At 27.1% G+C, this 21,158-nt stretch carries 18 protein-coding genes; 2 read left to right on the top strand and 16 right to left on the bottom strand.

Annotated features, from left to right (window positions below):
• Positions 1–1,142 (bottom strand): tRNA (N(6)-L-threonylcarbamoyladenosine(37)-C(2))-methylthiotransferase MtaB (gene mtaB, locus ACPKM0_RS11435; protein ID WP_472476086.1); only part of this gene is annotated, 1,142 nt, incomplete at its 3' end.
• Positions 1,143–1,916: a prephenate dehydrogenase/arogenate dehydrogenase family protein gene (locus tag ACPKM0_RS11430; protein WP_472476087.1), complete on the bottom strand. Its 774-nt coding sequence runs from the start codon at positions 1,914–1,916 to the stop codon at positions 1,143–1,145. It lies immediately after the preceding gene.
• A gap of 327 nt (positions 1,917–2,243) precedes the next feature.
• Between ACPKM0_RS11430 and pta the strand changes: the two genes are divergently transcribed.
• The gene (gene pta, locus ACPKM0_RS11425; RefSeq protein WP_472476084.1) at positions 2,244–3,248 is read left to right on the top strand and encodes a phosphate acetyltransferase; all 1,005 of its coding nucleotides are present in this window, start codon (positions 2,244–2,246) and stop codon (positions 3,246–3,248) included.
• Between the two features lie 155 nt (positions 3,249–3,403).
• Here pta and ACPKM0_RS11420 read toward each other — a convergent pair whose 3' ends face one another.
• From ACPKM0_RS11420 to ACPKM0_RS11375, 10 genes are all read right to left on the bottom strand, one after another.
• Positions 3,404–4,681, bottom strand: coding sequence for a TRAP transporter large permease (locus ACPKM0_RS11420; protein WP_472476082.1), 1,278 nt, complete (start codon positions 4,679–4,681; stop codon positions 3,404–3,406).
• Between the two features lie 2 nt (positions 4,682–4,683).
• On the bottom strand, positions 4,684–5,184 hold the full coding sequence (locus ACPKM0_RS11415; protein WP_472476080.1) for a TRAP transporter small permease: 501 nt from the start codon (positions 5,182–5,184) through the stop codon (positions 4,684–4,686).
• 68 nt (positions 5,185–5,252) lie between these two features.
• Entirely contained in the window at positions 5,253–6,257 is a 1,005-nt protein-coding gene (locus ACPKM0_RS11410) for a TRAP transporter substrate-binding protein (RefSeq protein WP_472476078.1), read from the bottom strand.
• Between the two features lie 124 nt (positions 6,258–6,381).
• A complete protein-coding gene (locus ACPKM0_RS11405; protein ID WP_472476076.1) occupies positions 6,382–7,746 on the bottom strand; it encodes a response regulator in 1,365 nt (454 codons plus the stop codon).
• Positions 7,727–9,319 carry a sensor histidine kinase gene (locus ACPKM0_RS11400; RefSeq protein WP_472476074.1) on the bottom strand — a complete coding sequence of 531 codons (1,593 nt, stop codon included), beginning with the start codon at positions 9,317–9,319 and terminating at the stop codon, positions 7,727–7,729. The genes ACPKM0_RS11405 and ACPKM0_RS11400 overlap by 20 nt, the downstream gene beginning before the upstream one ends.
• 602 nt (positions 9,320–9,921) lie before the next feature.
• Positions 9,922–10,797 carry a 16S rRNA (adenine(1518)-N(6)/adenine(1519)-N(6))-dimethyltransferase RsmA gene (rsmA, locus tag ACPKM0_RS11395; RefSeq protein WP_472476072.1) on the bottom strand — a complete coding sequence of 292 codons (876 nt, stop codon included), beginning with the start codon at positions 10,795–10,797 and terminating at the stop codon, positions 9,922–9,924.
• Positions 10,798–12,234, bottom strand: a complete 1,437-nt coding sequence (locus ACPKM0_RS11390) for a ComEC/Rec2 family competence protein (protein WP_472476070.1) — start codon at positions 12,232–12,234, stop codon at positions 10,798–10,800.
• 111 nt (positions 12,235–12,345) lie between these two features.
• A complete protein-coding gene (locus tag ACPKM0_RS11385) occupies positions 12,346–13,122 on the bottom strand; it encodes a hypothetical protein (protein WP_472476069.1) in 777 nt (258 codons plus the stop codon).
• A 77-nt stretch (positions 13,123–13,199) separates the two neighbouring features.
• Entirely contained in the window at positions 13,200–14,891 is a 1,692-nt protein-coding gene (locus ACPKM0_RS11380) for a phospho-sugar mutase (RefSeq protein WP_472476067.1), read from the bottom strand.
• The gene (locus ACPKM0_RS11375; protein ID WP_472476064.1) at positions 14,881–15,540 is read right to left on the bottom strand and encodes an HAD family hydrolase; all 660 of its coding nucleotides are present in this window, start codon (positions 15,538–15,540) and stop codon (positions 14,881–14,883) included. Before ACPKM0_RS11375 ends, ACPKM0_RS11380 begins: the two co-directional genes overlap by 11 nt.
• A 79-nt stretch (positions 15,541–15,619) precedes the next feature.
• Here ACPKM0_RS11375 and ACPKM0_RS11370 point away from each other — a divergent pair, with 79 nt between their 5' ends.
• On the top strand, positions 15,620–16,837 hold the full coding sequence (locus tag ACPKM0_RS11370) for a class I SAM-dependent rRNA methyltransferase (protein WP_472476063.1): 1,218 nt from the start codon (positions 15,620–15,622) through the stop codon (positions 16,835–16,837).
• Between the two features lie 96 nt (positions 16,838–16,933).
• On the opposite strand, the gene ACPKM0_RS11365 is transcribed toward ACPKM0_RS11370, so the two are convergent.
• From ACPKM0_RS11365 to ACPKM0_RS11350, 4 genes are all read right to left on the bottom strand, one after another.
• The gene (locus ACPKM0_RS11365; RefSeq protein WP_472476061.1) at positions 16,934–17,962 is read right to left on the bottom strand and encodes an aldose 1-epimerase family protein; all 1,029 of its coding nucleotides are present in this window, start codon (positions 17,960–17,962) and stop codon (positions 16,934–16,936) included.
• Between the two features lie 138 nt (positions 17,963–18,100).
• Positions 18,101–18,787: an L-ribulose-5-phosphate 4-epimerase gene (locus ACPKM0_RS11360; protein WP_472476059.1), complete on the bottom strand. Its 687-nt coding sequence runs from the start codon at positions 18,785–18,787 to the stop codon at positions 18,101–18,103.
• Between the two features lie 10 nt (positions 18,788–18,797).
• Positions 18,798–19,634 (bottom strand): L-ribulose-5-phosphate 3-epimerase, encoded by an 837-nt coding sequence (locus tag ACPKM0_RS11355; protein ID WP_472476057.1) that lies wholly within the window; start codon positions 19,632–19,634, stop codon positions 18,798–18,800.
• Between the two features lie 12 nt (positions 19,635–19,646).
• Positions 19,647–21,152: an FGGY-family carbohydrate kinase gene (locus ACPKM0_RS11350; protein ID WP_472476055.1), complete on the bottom strand. Its 1,506-nt coding sequence runs from the start codon at positions 21,150–21,152 to the stop codon at positions 19,647–19,649.
• Positions 21,153–21,158 lie beyond the last annotated feature (6 nt).

The raw sequence follows: 21,158 nt of genomic DNA, 5'->3' as shown, positions 1-21,158 counted from the left end.
AGAACAACTTCACACTCTTTATCTAACTGTCTTTCTAAATATTTACTATATAACTCATTAGATAAATCTCTTAGCTCTTTTGCTCTTTCATCTCTTCTATATTCTGGAACTTTATCTTTAGCTTTATATAAAGCTGTATTTGGACGAGGAGAGAACGGAAATACATGAAGTTGAGTAAAACCATATTCTTTTAAGAATTCATAGGTTTCTTTATATTCATCTTCTCCTTCTCCAGGAAGACCAGATATAATATCAGCAGCAATAAAAGGATCATCCTTAATTGATTTCAATCTTTCAACAATATATGTTAAATGAGCTTTATCATATTTTCTATTTACTCTTTTTAAAACAATATCAGAGGCACTTTGAACAGGAATATGAAAATGAGGTTGCATCCTAGGATTTTTTAAAGTATTTAATAACCTATCATCCACATGGTCAGCCTCTAAAGAAGATAATCTAAGTCTAATATTTGGACCTAGAGCTTCTAATAATTTTTCTATTAATCCACCTAACCCATCATTTTCATGATCATACATTGTTAGATTAACCCCTGTTAACATTATTTCACTAAAGCCTTGTTTTTCTAAATCAAGAGCTCTTTCTACAACTATATCACTATCAAGGCTAATAGCTTTTCCTCTTGCAATATGAACTCTACAGAAATAACAATTATTATCACAACCATCTTGAACTTTTAAATAAGCTCTATTGTGATATGAGAAAGAAGCTGCTGCATAATCAAATACTGAAGCATCTTCATCTGTAAATGTTTCTATTGCACTTTTTAAGTTCATTCCACTTTGAAGTGCTGCATTAATATGTTTTGGTAATTCTAATAAATGAGCTTTTTTTGATAAAGGAACTACGACAATTCCATCTGCTAATGATTGTATATCTTTTGCATTTAACTGAGCATAACAACCTGTAACAACACAAACACCAACTTTAGCAAATTTTCTTATCATTCTTCTTGCTTTTTGCTCTGCTTTACTTGTTACAGTACATGTATTTACTATATATATTTCTGCTGATTGCTTATCATTTACAATTGAAAAGCCTTCACTCTTAAAGGCATCAGCTATTCCTTCACTTTCACATTGGTTTAATCTACAACCTAATGTATATACACAAACGTTCACCTAGTCCTCCTGGGATACTAAGTCCTGCATGACATAATCTAAAGCACCCTTTAGTCCCATTCTCATTTGTTTTGCATATGGATTATATTTTTGCAAATCATGAAATAATTGGATTGGGTCATTACAGGTTTGTTCAACAATAGACATCAACCTTCTATAACCTGTAGTAGCAAGTTCAGTAGGTTGAAGGGCAAGTTCATCTAACACTCTACCAACAAAGTGCGTAATACCTTGCGACCAAGCAGCTTCTCTATCATGCGAATCGGGAGACATCTCTAAAACTTCAAGCTGCCAAGATTTAAAATTATTTAATACTTCATTATAAATATCTTTAGGGCAAGATATAGGAAAAATCACAAGAGGTAAACCCTTTACCCCATTTTTTCCTGAATCTGGTCCAAACATTGGGTGAGATGCTATAGAATATACACCTTCAGGAAGATTTTCTCTCATAACTTTAGAGGGATAAACCTTTACAGAACAGGTATCTACGATTACTGTACCTTTCTTTATTTTATCTTTAATAGATATTATTACATTTTCAAATGAACTAATAGCAACACAAAAATATATTATATCTGAAGAAGCTAATAACTCATCTTCACTAACTTGTTTTACACCTTCAATTTCATCTTTTTTATGTCTACTATAACCGAAAACTTCACATTCACTATGTTTAGCTAATTCCTTAGCCCAAAATGCACCAAATCTTCCTAAACCATATACACCAATGTTCATATTTTCTATCTCTTCCTTATTAATGCAAAGATACATCAATAAAAACATATCATTCAAGATGAAAACAAAAATTAAAATATACTTTTATAATTTATTACATATTTTTATAACTATTTTTCATATTTAATCTATTAGAATAAACTTCTAAAACTTCAATTATAATTCACTTTTACTTAAACTTTTACTCTAATTAAATTATAATATAACAATAAGGTTATATTTTTTTATTAACACTACAATTAATTATCTATTTTTCATATTTTTTTATAAAAATAATGAATAAAGGTCATTTCAAGTAATTTATCAATAATTTTCAATATGATAGTATAACAACATTGAACTGTTAAATCTTAGGAGATAAAAATGACATTTGCAGAAAAGATGAAAATGCAAGCAAAAGAAGCAAAAAAGAATCTTGTACTTCCAGAAGGATGTGAAGAAAGAACTTTAAAAGCTGCTCAAAAAGTAATGGAAGAAAAGTTAGCAAATTCTGTTACTCTATTAGGAAAAGTTGAAGAAATCGAAGCTAAAGCTAAAGAATTAGGTGTTGATTTATCTAACTTAACTTTATTAGATCCAGAAAATAGTGAAAAAAGAGAAGCTTATGCTAACGAATATTATGAATTAAGAAAGCATAAGGGAATGACTCAAGAAGAAGCTTATTCTCAAATAGTTGAACCATTAAAATGGGGCTCAATGATGACTAGATTAAAAGATTCTGATGCTATGGTAGCAGGAGCTCTTAATACAACAGGTAATGTATTAAAAGCTTGTTTTACTATTATTAAATGTAAACCTGGAATCAAAAGTGCTTCAAGTTGTTTTGTAATGGCTACTGATAAAACAGATTTAGGAGCTAATGGTTCTTTCATCTTTGGTGACTGTGCAACTATTCCTAACCCTACTGCAGAACAATTAGCATCAATTGCAGAAGCTTCTGCTGAATCTTGTAAAACTTTCTTAGAAGCTGAACCAAAAGTTGCTCTTCTTTCTTTCTCGACAAAGGGATCAGCAAAAGGTGAATTAGTAGAAAAAGTACAACAAGCTACTGAAATGGTACAAGCTAAATGTCCACAATTAGCAGTTGATGGTGAATTACAATTAGATGCAGCAATCATTAAAGAAGTTGGCGAATTTAAAGCTAAAGGTTCTAATGTTGCAGGACAAGCAAACACTTTAATCTTCCCTGATCTACAAGCAGGTAACATTGGTTATAAACTTGTACAACGTTTAGCAGGTGCTCAAGCTTATGGTCCAATTTTACAAGGATTTGCTAGACCTGTTTCTGATTTATCAAGAGGATGTAGTGTAGAAGATATTGTTGTAACAAGTGCAATAACATTAGCTCAAGCAGCTACTTTAAACTAAATTAGATATAATATATAAAATTCCCCTTTATTTGAAATGCAGGTACATATCAAAAGAAGGGGATTATTTTTTATTCATAGAAAAGACCATAAAAGTTGATTAACTTAAATGGTCCTAATTTCTCTTTTCTTTATCATCACTCGATTATTTATATTTTAAGATAATATAAGGTTTGGTAATACCATCGATATCTCTGGTATAAATGTTACTAACATCAATACAATGAAGAGAGGAATAATTAATGGTATAACCTCTTTAAATAATTTATTCATATTAACTTTTGCTATCTTATTAATTACAAATAAAGACATTCCAACAGGTGGAGTAGAAAGACCTATCATAACATTTAAAACAACCATTATTCCCATATGAACTGGATTCATTTCAACAGCTCTAATTAAAGGAATTAAAAATGGTACAATAATTGTTAATATTGATAAACCTTCCATAAACATTCCCATTACTAATAATATTACATTCAATAATATTAAAATTAAATATTTATTGCTTGTAACAGAAAGAATAAATTCAGTTACTAATCTTGGAATCCCCTCAACTGTTAATATCCAAGAAAATGAAGTTGCTGCCCCTATAATAAATATAATTGTTGCACTATTTATAATAGTATTAAATAAAATTCTTTTTAATTCTTTTAGATTCATTTCTCCGTATGCTGTAGATAATATAAAAGCATACACTGTTGCAACTATTGCAGCTTCTGTTGGTGTAATTATACCTGTTAAAATACCACCTACTATGATAACTGGAGATAACATAGGTAAAATAGCTTTTCTTGCTATTTTGACACCTTCTTTAGCACCAATTTTATCTCTTGTTGGATATTTTCTTTTTACAGAAATATAGTAAATCATTGCCATTAATGATAAACCCATTAACAATCCTGGAATAATCCCTGCAATAAATAAAGATCCAATAGAAACCTCAGCCATAGCACCAAAAACAACTAATGGAATACTCGGTGGAATAATTGGCCCAATCGTTGCAGAAGTACAAGTAACAGCAGCGGAAAACTCTTTATCATATCCTTTATCTGTCATCGCTTTCATTTCTATCATACCCAATCCACCAGTATCAGCTACTGCAGAGCCGGACATTCCAGAAAAGATAATACTTGCAACTACATTAGTATGTCCCATACCACCTGGAATTCTTCCAACAATTAAATTAGCAAAATTAAAAATACGGTTAGTAATACCACCAGTATTCATTATTTCTCCAGCTAAAATAAAGAAAGGAATAGATATTAAGACATAACTATCAACACCAGCCACAATTTTATGTACTATTGCTAATGTTGGATAAGAATTAAAAATTACACAAACAGCCATAGATGAGAAACCCATTGCAACTGCTATAGGGATTCCTGAAAGTAAAAAAACAATAAATAATATTAATAGTGAAATTCCCATCATAACTAAACTCCTTTATCTTCTTCAACATGTAATAGTGGATTCTTTTTTTCTAGCAAACCAGAAAAAATATGAATAATTGAAACTAAGGCACATAAAGGGAATGGAATGTAAAACCAAGCTGTTGAAATATCTATAGTATTATATTGTTGAGCCCAAGTGGTTGATATAATTGTTATTCCATTTTTGATTACAACTAATAAAAAAATTATTGTAAAAATATTTCCAAATATTGCAAAGATTTTTTTTAATTTTTTTCTATGATTTCCAAATAAATCAACTCTAATATTTTCTCCTGTTTTAAAGGCCATAGATATGCCGCCAAATATAATCCAAGAAAAAAGGACTAAAGTTAATTCATAAAGCCAAACTAAAGGATTATTAAATAAATATCTAGAAACAACACCTGAAAAAGTTAGAACAGCAAGAACTAATAATAAGATAATATCTAACTCTTTAAATAGTTTATATAAAAAATCACTTAACGAAATAATAATTTTTTTCATCACTTTTCCTTTAAAAAAGCTACAGAAAAAGCACTCTCTCCTTCTGTAGCAAATTAATAATCTTTAAATTAATTACCTTGAGCAGCTTTTACAACTCTGTTAATTAAATCTTCACCTAATGTTGCTTTCCATTCATCATAAACAGAAGCTGTTGCTTCTCTAAATGGAGCTAAGTCTGGAGAATTTAATTTCATACCTTTTGCTTCTAAGTCAGCTCTTAATTCTTTATCTTGATCAGCAAACATTTGACGATTGATTACAGCATATTTCTTTGCAGCATCACTTAATATAGTTTGATATTCAGGTGATAATTTCTTCCAAGTTTCTTCACTAATTATGAAAGGTTTACCTTCATATTTATGGTTAGTGAAACTAATATATTCTTGTACTTCATTTAATTTTGATGCATGAATATTTACAACTGGGTTTTCTTGTCCATCAAATACACCTTGAGATAGTGCCATATATAATTCACTATATGCTAATGGAGCTGGGTTAGCACCTAAAGCTTCAAAAATAGAAATTGTCATTTTGTTATCTGGTGTTCTTATTTTCATACCTTCAAAATCTGAAGGAGTTGTAATTGGTCTTACATTATTAGTTGTTTGTCTTAAACCATTTTCCCAATATGCTAAAATTCTAATACCTTTAGAAGGTAAATCTTTTGCAAGTTCTTCCCCCATAGGTCCATCAAGTAATTTAGCTACTGCTTCATTAGAATCAAATAAAAATGGTAGTTCTAATGCAGCTAATTTTGGTTCATAATTTGCAACAACACCTTGTGGTGCAATTTGCATATCTAAAGTATTCATTTTAACCATTTCTGCCATTTGTTTGTCAGAACCTAAAATTTCAGAAGGGAATAATTCAATTGTAATATTACCATCAGTCTTTTCATATACTTCTTCAGCCATTTGTTCTGCACAAATATACCAAGGATTAGATTCAGGGGAACTGAATCCTAATTTTAATGTCATTTTCTTTGCTTCTGTGCTTCCTTGAGCAAAAACAAACATTGAAGATGCACTAATTATCATTAATCCGACAACCATAGTTTTTAAAATTTTTTTCATAAAAATCTCCTTTTGTAAAAAATAAAAAAAATTGTTTATAATAAAATAATAAAAGCAATATTTTAATTTCGTAAGAATTCAATTTCTATAAAAATAGGTAGATAAAACTATGATTATTATATATTTAATATTCAGAAGGTAGACAATTTTTATATTTTTTAAAAATTTTAGAAAAATGTTTCACATCCTTAAAGCCAACTTCATTAGCAATATTATGAATAAAAAGGTTAGAATTTTTAATTAAAAAACAAGCTTTCTCTATTCTTTTATTTGTTAGATAATCTATAAATCTCATATTCATTTCACTTTTAAATTTTGCACTTAAATAGTTAGGAGAAATACCTATTAAATACGATATCTGTTTAATTCCTATATCTTCACTAAAATGCTCATCAATATAGTTAATAACATCTGAAATTTGTGGGGATAATGATGGTAAAGTATTTAATAATTGAGAATAATTATATTCTTTATTATCATCTACAATATAATAATTATTATCTGATAATAAACACATTAAATTACTAAATATAACATTTGCTAATAGTAGATCTTTTTCTCTAAATTCATTTAATATACTAATTATTTCTTTTAGTTTATTCTTTTTCTCAATCTGTGAATTAGTTTTTGTAATTACTCTATAATTTTCTTCAATTTCAATAGGTATATTTATAGAATAATCATCAACTTTCGATATAGAAAAACTATTTTTACAAATCCAATTTGATGAATAATCAATAAGTTTATTTACAGAATCTAAAAAAATTGTATTTTGTTTCATAAGTTTTAAATTAAACATCCAAAACAGATAATTATCCTTTTTGTTTAATAAGTTATAGATATCATTTACATTAAGATCATCTATTTTATCTTTCTTTGACTTTATAACAAGTAATAAATCCCTTTGAGATATTTTCAATAGAGCATAATCATATTTATTATCATAGAATATTAATAAATCTTCTTTAATCTTTATTTTTAATAATCCCATTTCTCTTTCATCAAGTTTTTCTATATGAATTAACAATAAAAATGCCTTATCTATAATATAATCAACATTTCTACCATGAAGTGCATCTCTAACTTTTTGTTCAAATAATGCATTTCTCCTATTAATTTGATTATTATATTGATTAATTGCTTTCTTTAAAGATTCTTTTAATTTAGTAGGTCTTAAAGGTTTAACTAAATAATCACAAACCCCCATACTTAAAGCTTTTTTAGCATAATCAAATTCAGCATATCCTGTTAATATTAACCACTGTGTTAAGGGAAGAAGTTCTTTTAGCTCTGAAATAGCTTCTAAACCTGTAAATCTTGGCATATTTATATCAACAAAAGCTAAATGAGGACGAAATATAATTGCTTGATTTATTAATTCCTCACCATTAGTAACTTCGCAAATTTCAAAATTTGGAAAAATATCCTCTATCATAGATCTCAATGTAACCCTTGCTAAATGTTCATCATCAGCTATTAATATTCTCATCACAGACCTCCTTTAGTGGAATTAATATTTCAATTTTTGTACCTACTTCAATTATTGATTTAACCTTCATTTCACTTCCAACATATCCAAATTTCAATCTTTCTCTAACATTAGATAACCCTATTCCTCCACCATTTATAGAAGTATCAAAACCATTTCCTTTATCTTCAACAATTATTTGAAGATACTTATGATCGATTTTATCTATTTTTACTCTTACTAATATCGGAACTAATGACTTTTCTACATTATGAACAATAGCGTTCTCAACTAATGGTTGAATCAATAATTTAGGAATTCTATAATCTTTTGTATCTATATTATAATCTAACTGAAATTGTAATTTTTCTTCAAATCTCAACTTTTCAAGATGTACATATTGGCGAATAAAATCAACTTCTTCAGAAATTGAAGACCATCCGCTATTATTTTCATTCGAAAGAGAATAACGCATCATATCTGTTAAATCTAAAATTGCTGTTTCTAATCTTTTTGTATCTTTAAGTCTATTTAAACCCACAATACAATTAAGAGAATTATATAAAAAATGTGGTTTGATTCTTGATTGCAGAGCCCTATATTCTGCTTTTTTTTGACTAATAACCAATTTATATTCTTTTTCTATTAAGTTTTGTAATTCATCAATCATTTGATTAAGTTTTATACCTAAAAGACTTATTTCATCTCTAGATTTATAATTAAAATGAACATTTAAATTACCTTTCTCAACTTCAGCCATTACATGACCCATCTCAGAAAGAGGTTTCAACATATATTTGATACTAATATATCTCAATACACTAAATGAAAATAAAATTGTAATTAATGAAGAAATAATACAAACTAAATAAATCAGTTTTATCCTATTTTCTATATTCTCTGTTGATACTATTATTGCAATAGTCCAATTTCCAATTGGAATTTTCCTATATACTATTTTATTTATATTATTATCAGTTAATAATTCATTATCTCTATTTTTTAAAGATTCTAAAACATTATCGTTAATGTCTTGAGAAGAATAAATTACATTACTATTAGAATCTAATAAAATTGAAGTTGTATTTTCATTCATATTCATAGCAGCAAAAACTCTATTAAATATTGAACTTTCAGAATCTATAATTATAGTACAAAGAGAATCTTTTTCATATGGATGACTAACTTTTTTTACATAAGAAAAAACTTTAGGATTTTTTTCATCAAAATAATCAGAATAATGAGCTCCTAAATAATAAGGATCAACTATATTAGGATTTGAATATTTAGAGAAGTCATAACTCTCTTTTATAGTATTATTTTGATTTCGATGATAATAATAAATATTACTATTTTCAGCAAGAATTATAACACTGGTTATATCGTTATATAAAAACTTCATATAATTAAATACAGAAACTTCACTCGAAAGATTTATTATTGAACTATCGCCTTCTTTAATTAATTGTTCATAAATCTCATTATCTGAATAAGGAAGTATAGATATCTGTTGTAAAGAAAAAACTGTATTCACTAACTCATTAGAAACTGATACAAGTTTACTTTCAACATCATCAAGCAATTGAGTATTCATTTCCCTCCTAAAAAAAGAAGGAATAACCACAATAAAGCAAACAACAGGTATTAATACACTAATTGAAAAAATAATATATAATAAGAGTCTTAGAGTTACTGGTTGCTTTTTCATACTTTTCATAAAAGAAATACTATCCTATGAAAAATGATTAGTCAAATTTTAAATACAAAATTTTTTATAGTGAAGAAAAAATAGGAACAATTAAATCGTCCCTATTTACTAAAAGATATAATTAATTTTCCTTTAATTAAGACTAAACTAAAACTAAGTTAATTTTAAGTTAACTCAATTAATTCTCTATTAATCATTTTCTACTCTATTTATAAAACTTCAACAGCTAAAATAAAAGCAGGCGCAACAATTAATAAAGAAGCCATAAGTGTAATAATTTTACGCACTTTCTTCTCCTAATTACTTTCTATATCTAAATAAGCATTTATATTATAAGCATAAAAGAAGTTTCTGACAATAGAGAATATAACAAAATAGAAATTTTTATATATTTCTAAAAAAATAGAGCACATTTCTATATATAGTAAAGAAATGTGCTATAAAGATGTCTTGTCATAAGAAGAGCTATAGGCCTTTAACTTTAGAAGTTACTTAGCTAACTTGCTAATTTCCCTTGCAATTTCGACAAAATCGCTAATTTTTAATTTTTCAGCTCTAGCTTGTAAAGAAATCCCAGTATTTTCAATTGATTTAATAAGCATTTCTTTCTCATAAAGTTTGCCACATTTTCCACTTATTATATTATTTTTTATAGTTTTTCTTCTTTTTGAGAAAAGGTCTCTTACGACCATAATAAAAGTTTCTCTAATTTCATCATCTACTAAAGAGTTTTTTCTTTTTCTCATTTCGATAACACTACTAATTACATTTGGAACAGGATAAAAAGCTTGATTATTAATATCCATTACTATATTTACTTCATAATCTATTTGAGCCAAAATTGAAAATGAAGAAAACAGCTTACTACCACTTTCTGCACAAATTCTTTGTGCAACTTCTTTTTGAAGAGTATATACCATCATTTTGGGATGACATTTATTTTCTAATAATTTTGCAATACAAACACTTCCAACATTATATGGTAAATTACCACAAACAACATCAGGAACACCTTCTTCTTTAAAAGTTTTTAATGTTGTTTTTAGAGCATCTCCCTCAATCAATCTAAACTTTCCTTCATCTTCAAAAGCTTGATTTGCTAATAAACGGCAAAAACCATGATCAATTTCAAAAGCTGTTAAAAAAACATCCTTTTCTAAAATTATTTTAGTAATTGCTCCAATACCAGGACCTACTTCCCAAACCTTCATATCTTTAGAAAGATTCATATAATTTACGATTTTTTTTCTTACATCTTCTGATAGTAAAAAGTTTTGTCCAAACTTCTTACTCATTGCTAATTCATTTAGTTCTAACAATTCAACAATTGCACTTTTACTTTCATATTGGAAATTCCAACTCATCTATTGCATTGCTCCTATTTTTTGGCTGTCCTTAGAATACAAATACACAATAGTAGAGGTCAATACTATTATAGCAAAGATAAGATAACCTTTATAACTAATTAGCAATTTTGGCATTTTATGATTAATTTTATCAAAGATTTCAAATATTTTTCTAATCAATCTCTCATTATAGTGAATTAAATATTGTAAATAATAATTAACTTCCTTAATTAAGTTTATAAATAGCTTTATTATTGATTCTTTAAAACTAAATATATGTCTAAAATTATAATAAAGCCCAAAATCAACTAATACAGAATTAATTACAACAATTAAAGATATTATCATTTCTAATGTAATAAAAACAGTTAATAAAGGAGCTAAAACAACTGAAAAAATACACCAACTACCACCTAAAGAGATTGATAATGGATAAGTAATTAAAATGGCAAAAACTGTAGTTAAACACATATTTAATATATAATTATTAATATTAAATATCGAAGAATATATAAAGATTGCACTCAATGCACCATAACTAAATAAACACCCCGCACTAATAAAAGTAGAGGGAAAGATAATGGCTTGTATCATTGCAGTAAATAATAATAATTTTTCTTTTTTTATTTCACTTTCTTTAATAATTATATTTAATAAATACATGATATAACTTCTAATTAAACTTGGTATAAATCCTGTAATATATAAAAAATAAGATAATACAATTAAAGAAATATACTTTGCTTTTTTCTTAGTTATAATCTTAGAAAAGAAAAAAATAAAGAACATAGATATCACTGATAAATGCATACCAGAGAGAGCTAATAAATGTGCACAACCTAGAGAAAGCGCGTATTGCTTATATATAAAGCCTTCTTGATCACTTCTTCCTAATATCAACATTCTTGATAATGGACATTTTAAATAAGTTTTTACTTTTTGTATTAAATATTTACGATTATCGCGTACATAAAAAACTGCTTTTTTTTGAAAAGACTTTAATTTCGTAGTTTTAGATAATATTTCTATGTCTTTAACTTTGTATAAATTTATATCATCACAATATTCAACTCTTGCTCTAATAGGAGTTAAAAATAATAAATTATAATCATCTTTTACTAATAAAGAAGTCTGCCCTTTAATACTTATTGAAGTTTTATCACTCAAATAACCTTTTTTACAATTTATCCTTAAATAGTAAGAATCTGATTTAGTTTTACTTTGGTCTTTTATTACATACCCTTCTATTTGTTTAATATCATCAGGTGCAAAAGATGGATTAAATATTCGTTCAGAATTTAAATTTAATACTATTAAATAAAAAATAAATACAAAACTAACAATGAGTATATATTCTTTTTTCGATCCAATAACATTTAGAATTGATATAATTAAAAAAGATATTATTACAAATAATATGGGACAATAAAGAATCTCATTATTATTATAACTCAAATAAAATATAATTATTATTTGAAATAATACATAATAACGAGTTATTATTTTTGCATAAAAAAAGCAATTAGTATTATAAATTCTCATTTACTATACTAACTGCATTCCTTTCTATTTTGCCTTATTTTTCTTTAAAGCTATTAATAGAGCAATTAAAATTAATCCAAATTTATCATTTTTGCCAAATTCAATTAATTTTGAACTTAAGGCTTCATCTTTTTCATTTGATTCTTGTACTTTAATTACTTTATTGAACAATGCTTTTGATGAAGGATATATAGAAAACATTTTATTCTTTAATATTGAGTAAATATTATCTGAAATTAAACTGTCTTCTTCATTTATAATAATTTTATCAAGTTCGCCCTCAACTAAAGTTAATGCATCAGCGATATCTAAATTATCACATGATTGTAATTCATGGATATATGCTTCAATATTATTTAGTATATCTAATTCATTGTATGTTGCTTTATTAACTTGTCTTTTAATTTCTAATTTCTTTTTTTTAGCAATAGCGCTCTTAACATCCTGTTTTGAAAAATACCACCAAGCAAAAATTGCAAAAGCTAAACTTCCAACCATTTCATCAACTAAAGGGATTGGATCGCGAATAACTAAAGATAAAAAGAAATACATTATAAAAAATGCAAAAGCAGAAGCTATTAATCTTCGATAATATCTTTTTTCTTGAATCCATAAATTTACACTAGTATCAATTTCTAAAAAACATTGATTTTCTATATATTCAATATCTTCCTTTGTTAATGTATTTGCGCTATAAACTGTAATTGGTTCTTCACTATCAAGCTCACCAATTTCTTTATTTTTAAAATAAGGATTGAGTAGAATAGGTTTTAAACTCTTTAAATAATATAGGTACACCATTTTTCTTTGCTCCTTACATACATAATATAATTATATAAGTAATAATAAAAGAAAAAAGTGCACCTTTTTATATTTATCTATAAATTTGATTTAAATTCATCAACTATTTTATCTAAATTCATAGTCAATTCGTCTCTCTCTCCAGTTAAGAAAACATAATATTTTATTTTTGGTTCCGTTCCACTTGGTCTAATTACTAGTTTTTCACCTGTTTCAAATTTAATTATTACTACATTAGCTTTAGGGAAACCTGTTCCTTCATTTAATAAATCTTCAACACTTACTATTTTTCTATTAACTAAAGTATCACCAACTTTGATGTTATGGAAAGATGTCATTATTCTATCCATTTCAATCTTTCCGCTTGCACCTTCATAATCTCTTGCAAATACTACTTCTGTGCTAAAACCGTACTTTTCATAAATAGAATCTAGTCTTTGTTGTAAAGTAATATTCTTACTAGCTAAGTAACACATCATCTCAACTGCTAATACAGTAGTAGAAACTGCATCTTTATCCCTTACTTGAGGAACACTTAAGAAACCATAACTTTCTTCACAACCAAATAAGAAATATTTTTCATCATTAGTTTCAAGACTCTTAATTTGTTCAGCAATGTATTTAAAACCTGTTAATACATCTTTAGCTTCCCCACCATTTTGTTCAGTAATTGTTTTTACTAAATCTGTAGTAACTAAGCTTTTTGCTACAAAAGGTATACCTTTTCTATTTTGCTCTTTGCTAGTTTCTAATAAATAATCGCATAATAAAGTTGCAATTTGATTACCACTTAATAATTGATATTCACTCTTTTCTTCATTTTTAGGAATAGCAATTCCTAGTCTATCGGCATCAGGATCTGTTCCTAAAACAATATCAGCTTTTTCCTTAATAGCTAACTCAATTACTTTTTCCATAGCTTGTGCACTTTCAGGATTAGGTAATTTTACAGTTGGGAAATTACCATCTGGTAATTCTTGCTCTTTTACAACTACAGTATTAATCCCTAATTGTTTTAGCATATGTCTAACAGGTACATTACCTGAACCATGTAAAGGTGTATATGCTACAGTAATATTAGATTCATCTACTAATTTTCTTCTTCTAATAGAAGAAATCACCATATTATAATAAGCTTCATCTACTTTTGAATCTACACTTACTAAGTATCCACTTTCTCTAGCCTTATCTTCTTCAACATCTTTGATATCAACAGCTTTCACATTATTAGCCATATCAGCAATACCAATATCATGAGGAGGAGTAACTTGTCCACCATCAGACCAATATACTTTATAACCATTATATTTACTTGGGTTATGAGAAGCTGTAATAACAATACCTGCGCTTGCTTTTAACTCTCTAAGGGCAAAAGATAACATTGGTACAGGTCTAAGACTGTCATACAAATATACTTTTACTTTATTTGCAGCTAGTACCAAAGCTGCAGCTTTAGCAAAATCACTACTATAGTTTCTTGAATCGTATGCGATTGCAATTGAAGGATTATCTATCTTCGAAGTTAAATATGATGCTAAACCTTGTGATACTTTTTTTACCATAAATGTATTTATTCTATTAGTACCACCACCAATAACACCTCTCATTCCAGCTGTACCAAAGGCTAAAGTTGTATAAAATCTGTCATAAAGATCATCAATATCATCCTTTTCAACTGATAATTCAACTTCTTTTCTAAATACTTCATTCTTTTCAGCACTTATATATTCCTGTGCCTTTTTTAAGATTTCTTCCTTATTAATTTTCATTAATAATCCTCCGTAATTGATCTACTGTATCTACTATTAAAGAATCAAACTTAATTAATTCTTCTCTATCTCTATATCCCCAAGTCACTAAAGCAACTTGGCAATTTGAATTCACTGCTGTATTATAATCAACTTCACTATCACCAACAAATAATAAGTTCTTAGTATTTATGTTCTCTTGATTACAAAATTCTATTACACTTTTAGGACTTGGCTTTAATATACCATTTTTTGCCCCAGAAATAAAATTAAAATTAATTTTTGGGAAAACTATAGGGATTATTTGTTGAACTATTTTATCGTCTTTGTTAGATAGAATTCCAAAAGGAATTTTAATATCTTGTAAAAAATCTATAATTCTTTCATAAGGCTTAGAATATTTAGCGGGATTTTGATTATAATATTCATGCAATTCACTAAGAGCAATATCCAGCTCTTTTTCATTTGCTATATATCCACGATCTAAAAAACAACCTTTTATAGTATTTCTTAACCCATTTCCAACATTTTTTCTGCACTCTTCAATAGTTAGTAATTCTAATCCTCTATTTGCCAAAGGAACATTAACTGAAGCTCTTATATCTTCAAGTGTATATAGTAAAGTCCCATCTAAATCAAATAGAACTCCTTTAATTGCAACTTTTTCCATAATGTTATTATTAACAACTGTATTTATTTAATCAACTATTGTTTTGACAATTAAAAGAAAAAACTCTATTCTTTGAACTATGAACACTATTAGTATAAAAAAGGGTAAAGAAAAACAAATTAAAAACCATCACCCTTGGGTTTTTTCAGGTGCAATAGACAGATTAAATTGTGATTCCCCATCAATTTGCACAGTATTAGATTCAAATAATAATTTTATAGCATATGGGTATTATGATAAATTATCACATATTCCTATTCACCTTCTTTCTTGGAAAGAAAATGAAGTAATATCTACTTCTTGGTGGAAAGATAAAGTTACTTCTGCAATTATTAAAAGAAAGAATGTTATTAATTTTAATAATACTAATGCTTTTAGAATTATTTTTTCTGAAGCAGATTTTATTCCTGGAATTGTTGCTGATTACTATAATGGATTTATTAGAGTAATTATTAGCTCTAGATGTGCTTTAGCAATTAGAGATATTGTAGTTGAAACTTTATATGAGACATTAAAACCAAGATTAATAATCATTAATACTGATAAGAACTTTTCTGGTCTTGAAAGAATGAAAGAAGAAACTCTTTATTATAATAAAGATGGATATTTCCATCCTGAAACAAAATTTGAACCTATTGAATTCTTAGAAGAAGGTATTAAATATGAAATTATACCTGGAACAGGACAAAAAAGTGGGTTCTTCTGTGACCAAAGAGATAACAGATTAAAAATTGAAAAATACTGTAATGATAAAGTTGTACTAGATGGTTGTGCTTATTCAGGAGGATTTACACTCCATGCTTTAAAGGCAAACGCTAAACATGTAGACGCTTTAGATTCCTCAAATGTAGCACTCAAATCTCTGTTGAAAAATATACACATAAATATTAACAATAAAATTTTAAGTGAAGGTTCAAGAGAGAAAGTTGAGACTAAAGTTTGTAATATTTTTGAAGAATTGAGAGTAGTTGAAGAAAATTTATACGATGTTATGGTTTTAGACCCACCTAAATTGGCTAAGAAAAAAAGTCAAGTTGAGGGGGCTTCAAGAGCTTATAAAGATTTAAATAGAGTTGCAATGAAAAAAATAAAAAATGGTGGAATAATTGCAACATTTTCTTGTTCTTCAGCTATTTCTCCTGAAATGTTTAAAACTATTTTATCTTGGGCAGCTATTGATAATAACTATGAAATCCAAGTTTTAGAAAGCTTAAATGCAGCAAGCGATCATCCAATCCGTCTCTCATTCCCAGAAAGCGAATATCTTTGTGGTTATATAATAAAAGTTATAAAATAGAAAATATAAAAACCTTTATTAAACAATAAAACCTCCAAAGTCATAAATTTTATTATTTTTCTATGGAGGTTATTATAATTTTAATCAACTTTTATATTAGCTATTAAAAAGTTCATCAAATTCATTTATTTTTTCAATTATTTGTACCTCTAGATGATATTTTATACTTGTTTGTGCATCTAAATATTTTAACAAGCCTCTCTTATCTAAATCACTTAAACCATCTATAAAATTACTTGATGGTTCAAGACCTAAAACATAATCTTTCTTCTTCATCAACTTCCATTCAACAAAGTTATCTAAAGTATCACAATCAATCTTTATTGCAACACCTATATTGATATTAGGATTGAATACACCAAATACAGCATCACCATCTTTATTAGTTTTTAATTTATGATAGTAACATGCTTCTTCATACTCATCTTTAGGTTCTTCGATTTGTTTATACATATCTAATAAATCTTCAGCTCTTTTTGTACGAGGAGTTACCTTTTCACTCTCAAGATACATTTCACTATCTTCAGATAAAAGTGGATACCCAAAATTCATATGATATAAAATATTGTGAATAGCTTTATTATATCCTTCGTTTGTTACAGTATCATCTATTATTAATTTATTTTCTTTATAATAACATTTAATCTTTCTATCTAATCTGAGCTTATCTTCAAAAATACCACTATCAAAAAGAGTCCCATTTAATTCTACAAAACTTCCCTTTTCATCATTATCAAATTTATAATAATAATGATCAGATGGAATATTAGAAATATTGCCATGAAGGCCATAATCTTTTTTATTTAATGTTGTTGGTGTTCCTATTGATTTTAAACCACAAGTTGTAAGAAACCCCACATTAAAGCTTTTTAAAAAGCCTAATCCTTTATCATCAAAATATGCAGGGGCAACATTACCACAAGGAGAAATATAATTAAGATTTATCCCGTTATATCTTAAAGTTGGAATATCAAATCCTCTATCAATATTAACTTCAAAATAAAGTCCTGAACTATTACTAACTTCAAGCATTCTTACATTGTTAGATTTACCTTCAACTAGTTTAACTTCTCTAACACTAAAAAGTTGATCTTTATTACCTACATATTTTAAGTCATCAAACATTATTTATATCTCCTCATTTACATTTACTTTATAATACTATTAAAATCAAATTTTAAAAACAATAAATTATATGTTCTTGATAAAATCAGCAAGATATAAAAAGAACTGTCATTATAACAGTCCTTATTAATACTATGATTATTGTCCATAATAAGCATTTTTTCCGTGTTTTCTAAAATAATGCTTATTTTGAATATTTTTGGGAGCTTCTTTTATATTTTTTTCTATGTTTTCACTAAAGTATGCCATTTTAGCAACTTCTTCTAATACAACAGCATTATGCACAGCATTAATAGCATCTTTACCAAAAGAAAATGGACCATGATTAGGAACTAAAACACTAGGAACTGCTATTGGATCTATATATTTAAATTTATCAGCAATTAAAACACCTGTATTTTTTTCATATTCATCTTCTATTTCACTACTAGTTAAACTTCTAGTACAGGGAATACTACCAAAAAAATAATCAGCATGAGTTGTTCCATAACAAGGAATATCTCGTTTAGCTTGAGCCCATGAAGTTGCATAAGTTGAATGTGTGTGGACAATACCATTAACATTATTAAAAGCTTTATATATTTCAAGATGAGTTGGAGTATCAGATGATGGCTTTAATTTACCCTCTAAAATGTTGCCTTCAATATCTAAAATTACAATATCATCAATACTCATATTATCATAATCTACACCAGATGGTTTTATTGCTATTACATTTTTTTCTCTATCTATTTCACTTACATTTCCCCAAGTGAAAGTAATTAACCCATATTTCGGTAAATCTAAATTTGCTTTTAAAACTCTTTTTTTTAACTCTTTATACATTTTTATCTCACTATTGTAATTTATCTAATATATTTCTTGCTAAAGATGAAGCTTCTTTATTTCTATCTTGCCAATCTTCATTACCAACATACCACAGTTCAGTAACATATCTTCTAATTCCCAAGTCCCATGCCTTATTTAATATAGTATTAAAATCTACACACCCTGTATTAAAAGGGACTTCTCTATATTTTTTAGGTACAGTTTCCTTTATATGTAGAGCAATAAGATGACCTTTACCTTTTTCTAAATCCTCAGATACAGAATGATTATAAGCTAATGCAGAATTATTCAAATTACCTATATCTGGATAGACTCCTAAATATGCTGATTGCATTTTATTTACATAGTTCATAGCTTTTTCAACAGTGTCCATAAATGGAGTTTCCATAGTTTCAAAACCTAGAACAACACCAGCTTGAGATGCTAAGTTAGTAGCATACCTAAGATTTTTTTCAAATCTTTTTAAAGTTATACTAGATGATTCTTGATAATAAACATCATACCCCGCTAATTGAATAACAGGAATTCCTGCTTCAAATGCAAAATTAATAGCCTTTTCCATTATATCTAAAGAAGTTTTTTCATCTTCACCACCTAATGGATATTTTCTATGCCCACTTAAACAAATTGATCCAATCTTCATGTTTTCAAAATTTGCAATGTTAACTAATTGGTGTATTTTTTCATTACTCCATTCAAGTCTAGATAGTTTATTTTCACTCTCATCAATACTCATTTCTATATAGTCAAAACCAGCTTTTTTAGCAAACATAAATTTTGAATCCCAACCATAATCATTAGGCATAGCTTTTTCATATAACCCTAGTTTATATCTTTTGTTCATATATTATACCTATTACCAAAGTTGATTTAATGTTTTAGAAATCTCTTTATATTTTTCATATTTTCTTTTATAAATTTCTCTTTTTTCTGCTCTTGGATATGTTATCTCTCCAACCTTTGACATATTTTTTGCAGCTTCACTCAAATTCTTATAATCACCACAAGCAACTGCAGCACTCATTGCAACACCTAAAGCTCCTAGTTCTTTAATATCAACTACTTCTATTGGATAATTTGTTATATCAGCAAACATTTGTAGCCATACTTTAGAATTTGCAGCACCACCTGCTAATCTTATAGTTTCTAATTCATTATTATTAGATAATAACTTTTCAATATGTACCATATGACAGAAAACTATTCCTTCAAAAACAGCTCTAAGTGAATTTGCTACAGTATCTCTAGAATCATAATTTATGAAACATGCTTTAGATTTTGCATTATAGTTTGATCCATATATATATGGGAAAAAGAATACTTCATTATCTTCAGGTTCTATAGAAGAGACAATCTCATCACACATTTTATAAATATTTTTATCTTTATTATTTAACTTTATTAATTCATTATTTAAAAAGTTTTGAATATACCATTCTAAATTACCAGCAGATGTTGGAGAACATTCTTCTACTAAAAAATAGTCATCCATACAATAATAGGAATTCATCATTACACTATGGTTTAATACTGGTTCTTTCGAAATATACTCATTAATACTCCAAGTTCCAGCTATTACACAAAGATTTTTTGAATCAGTTACATTCATTGCAATACAACAAGAATCTATATCAAACATGCCTCCTGCAACTACAACATCTTCACTTAATCCAGTTTTTTCTGCAATCTCTTTAGTTAAATGCCCACATATATCACTAGATTTTTTTAAAGGAGGTAATGCTTCAAATACTTCTTCAATACCAAAAGTTTTTAATAAATCTTTATCAAAAGATTTTGTTGATAAATTAAGTAAATTTGAGCCCGAATAATCAGTTATTTCAGCATAAGCCTCATTAGTTAAACAATATCTAATGTAATCTTTGCATTCGAATACCCATTTAATATTATTATAATTTTCAATTTCATTTTCTTTCAACCATTTTAAAATTGAAACAGGTTGGGAAGCTAAAACACTTTGATAATTAGTTTTAAATATCTTATCACAAACACCTTCTTCTTCCCATTTTTTAACTATATCTGTAGCTCTATTATCAGTCGATACTATCCCATTTCTAACAGGTTTATTATCTTTGCCCCAAAGATATAATCCTTTACCATGACCACTAATTGATATAGCTTTAATTAAGGATTTATTAATATTCGAATTATTTACAACATCTATAATACATTCTAAATTCTTTTCTAATAATTCACTTAAATCTCTTTCAGTTTGTAGTGGTGCTACTCTTAACATCTCTAGCATTCTACTTGAAGAACATATTTCAGTCCCTTTATTATCAAAAAGAACAGCTTTAGTTGATGTTCCACCATTGTCTAATCCAATATAATAACTTTTATTCATTATTTT

The sequence above is a fragment of the Pleomorphochaeta sp. genome (genome assembly GCF_050031695.1).
Taxonomy (GTDB): domain Bacteria; phylum Spirochaetota; class Spirochaetia; order Sphaerochaetales; family Sphaerochaetaceae; genus Pleomorphochaeta.
This window is presented reverse-complemented; position numbering and strand designations above follow the sequence as displayed.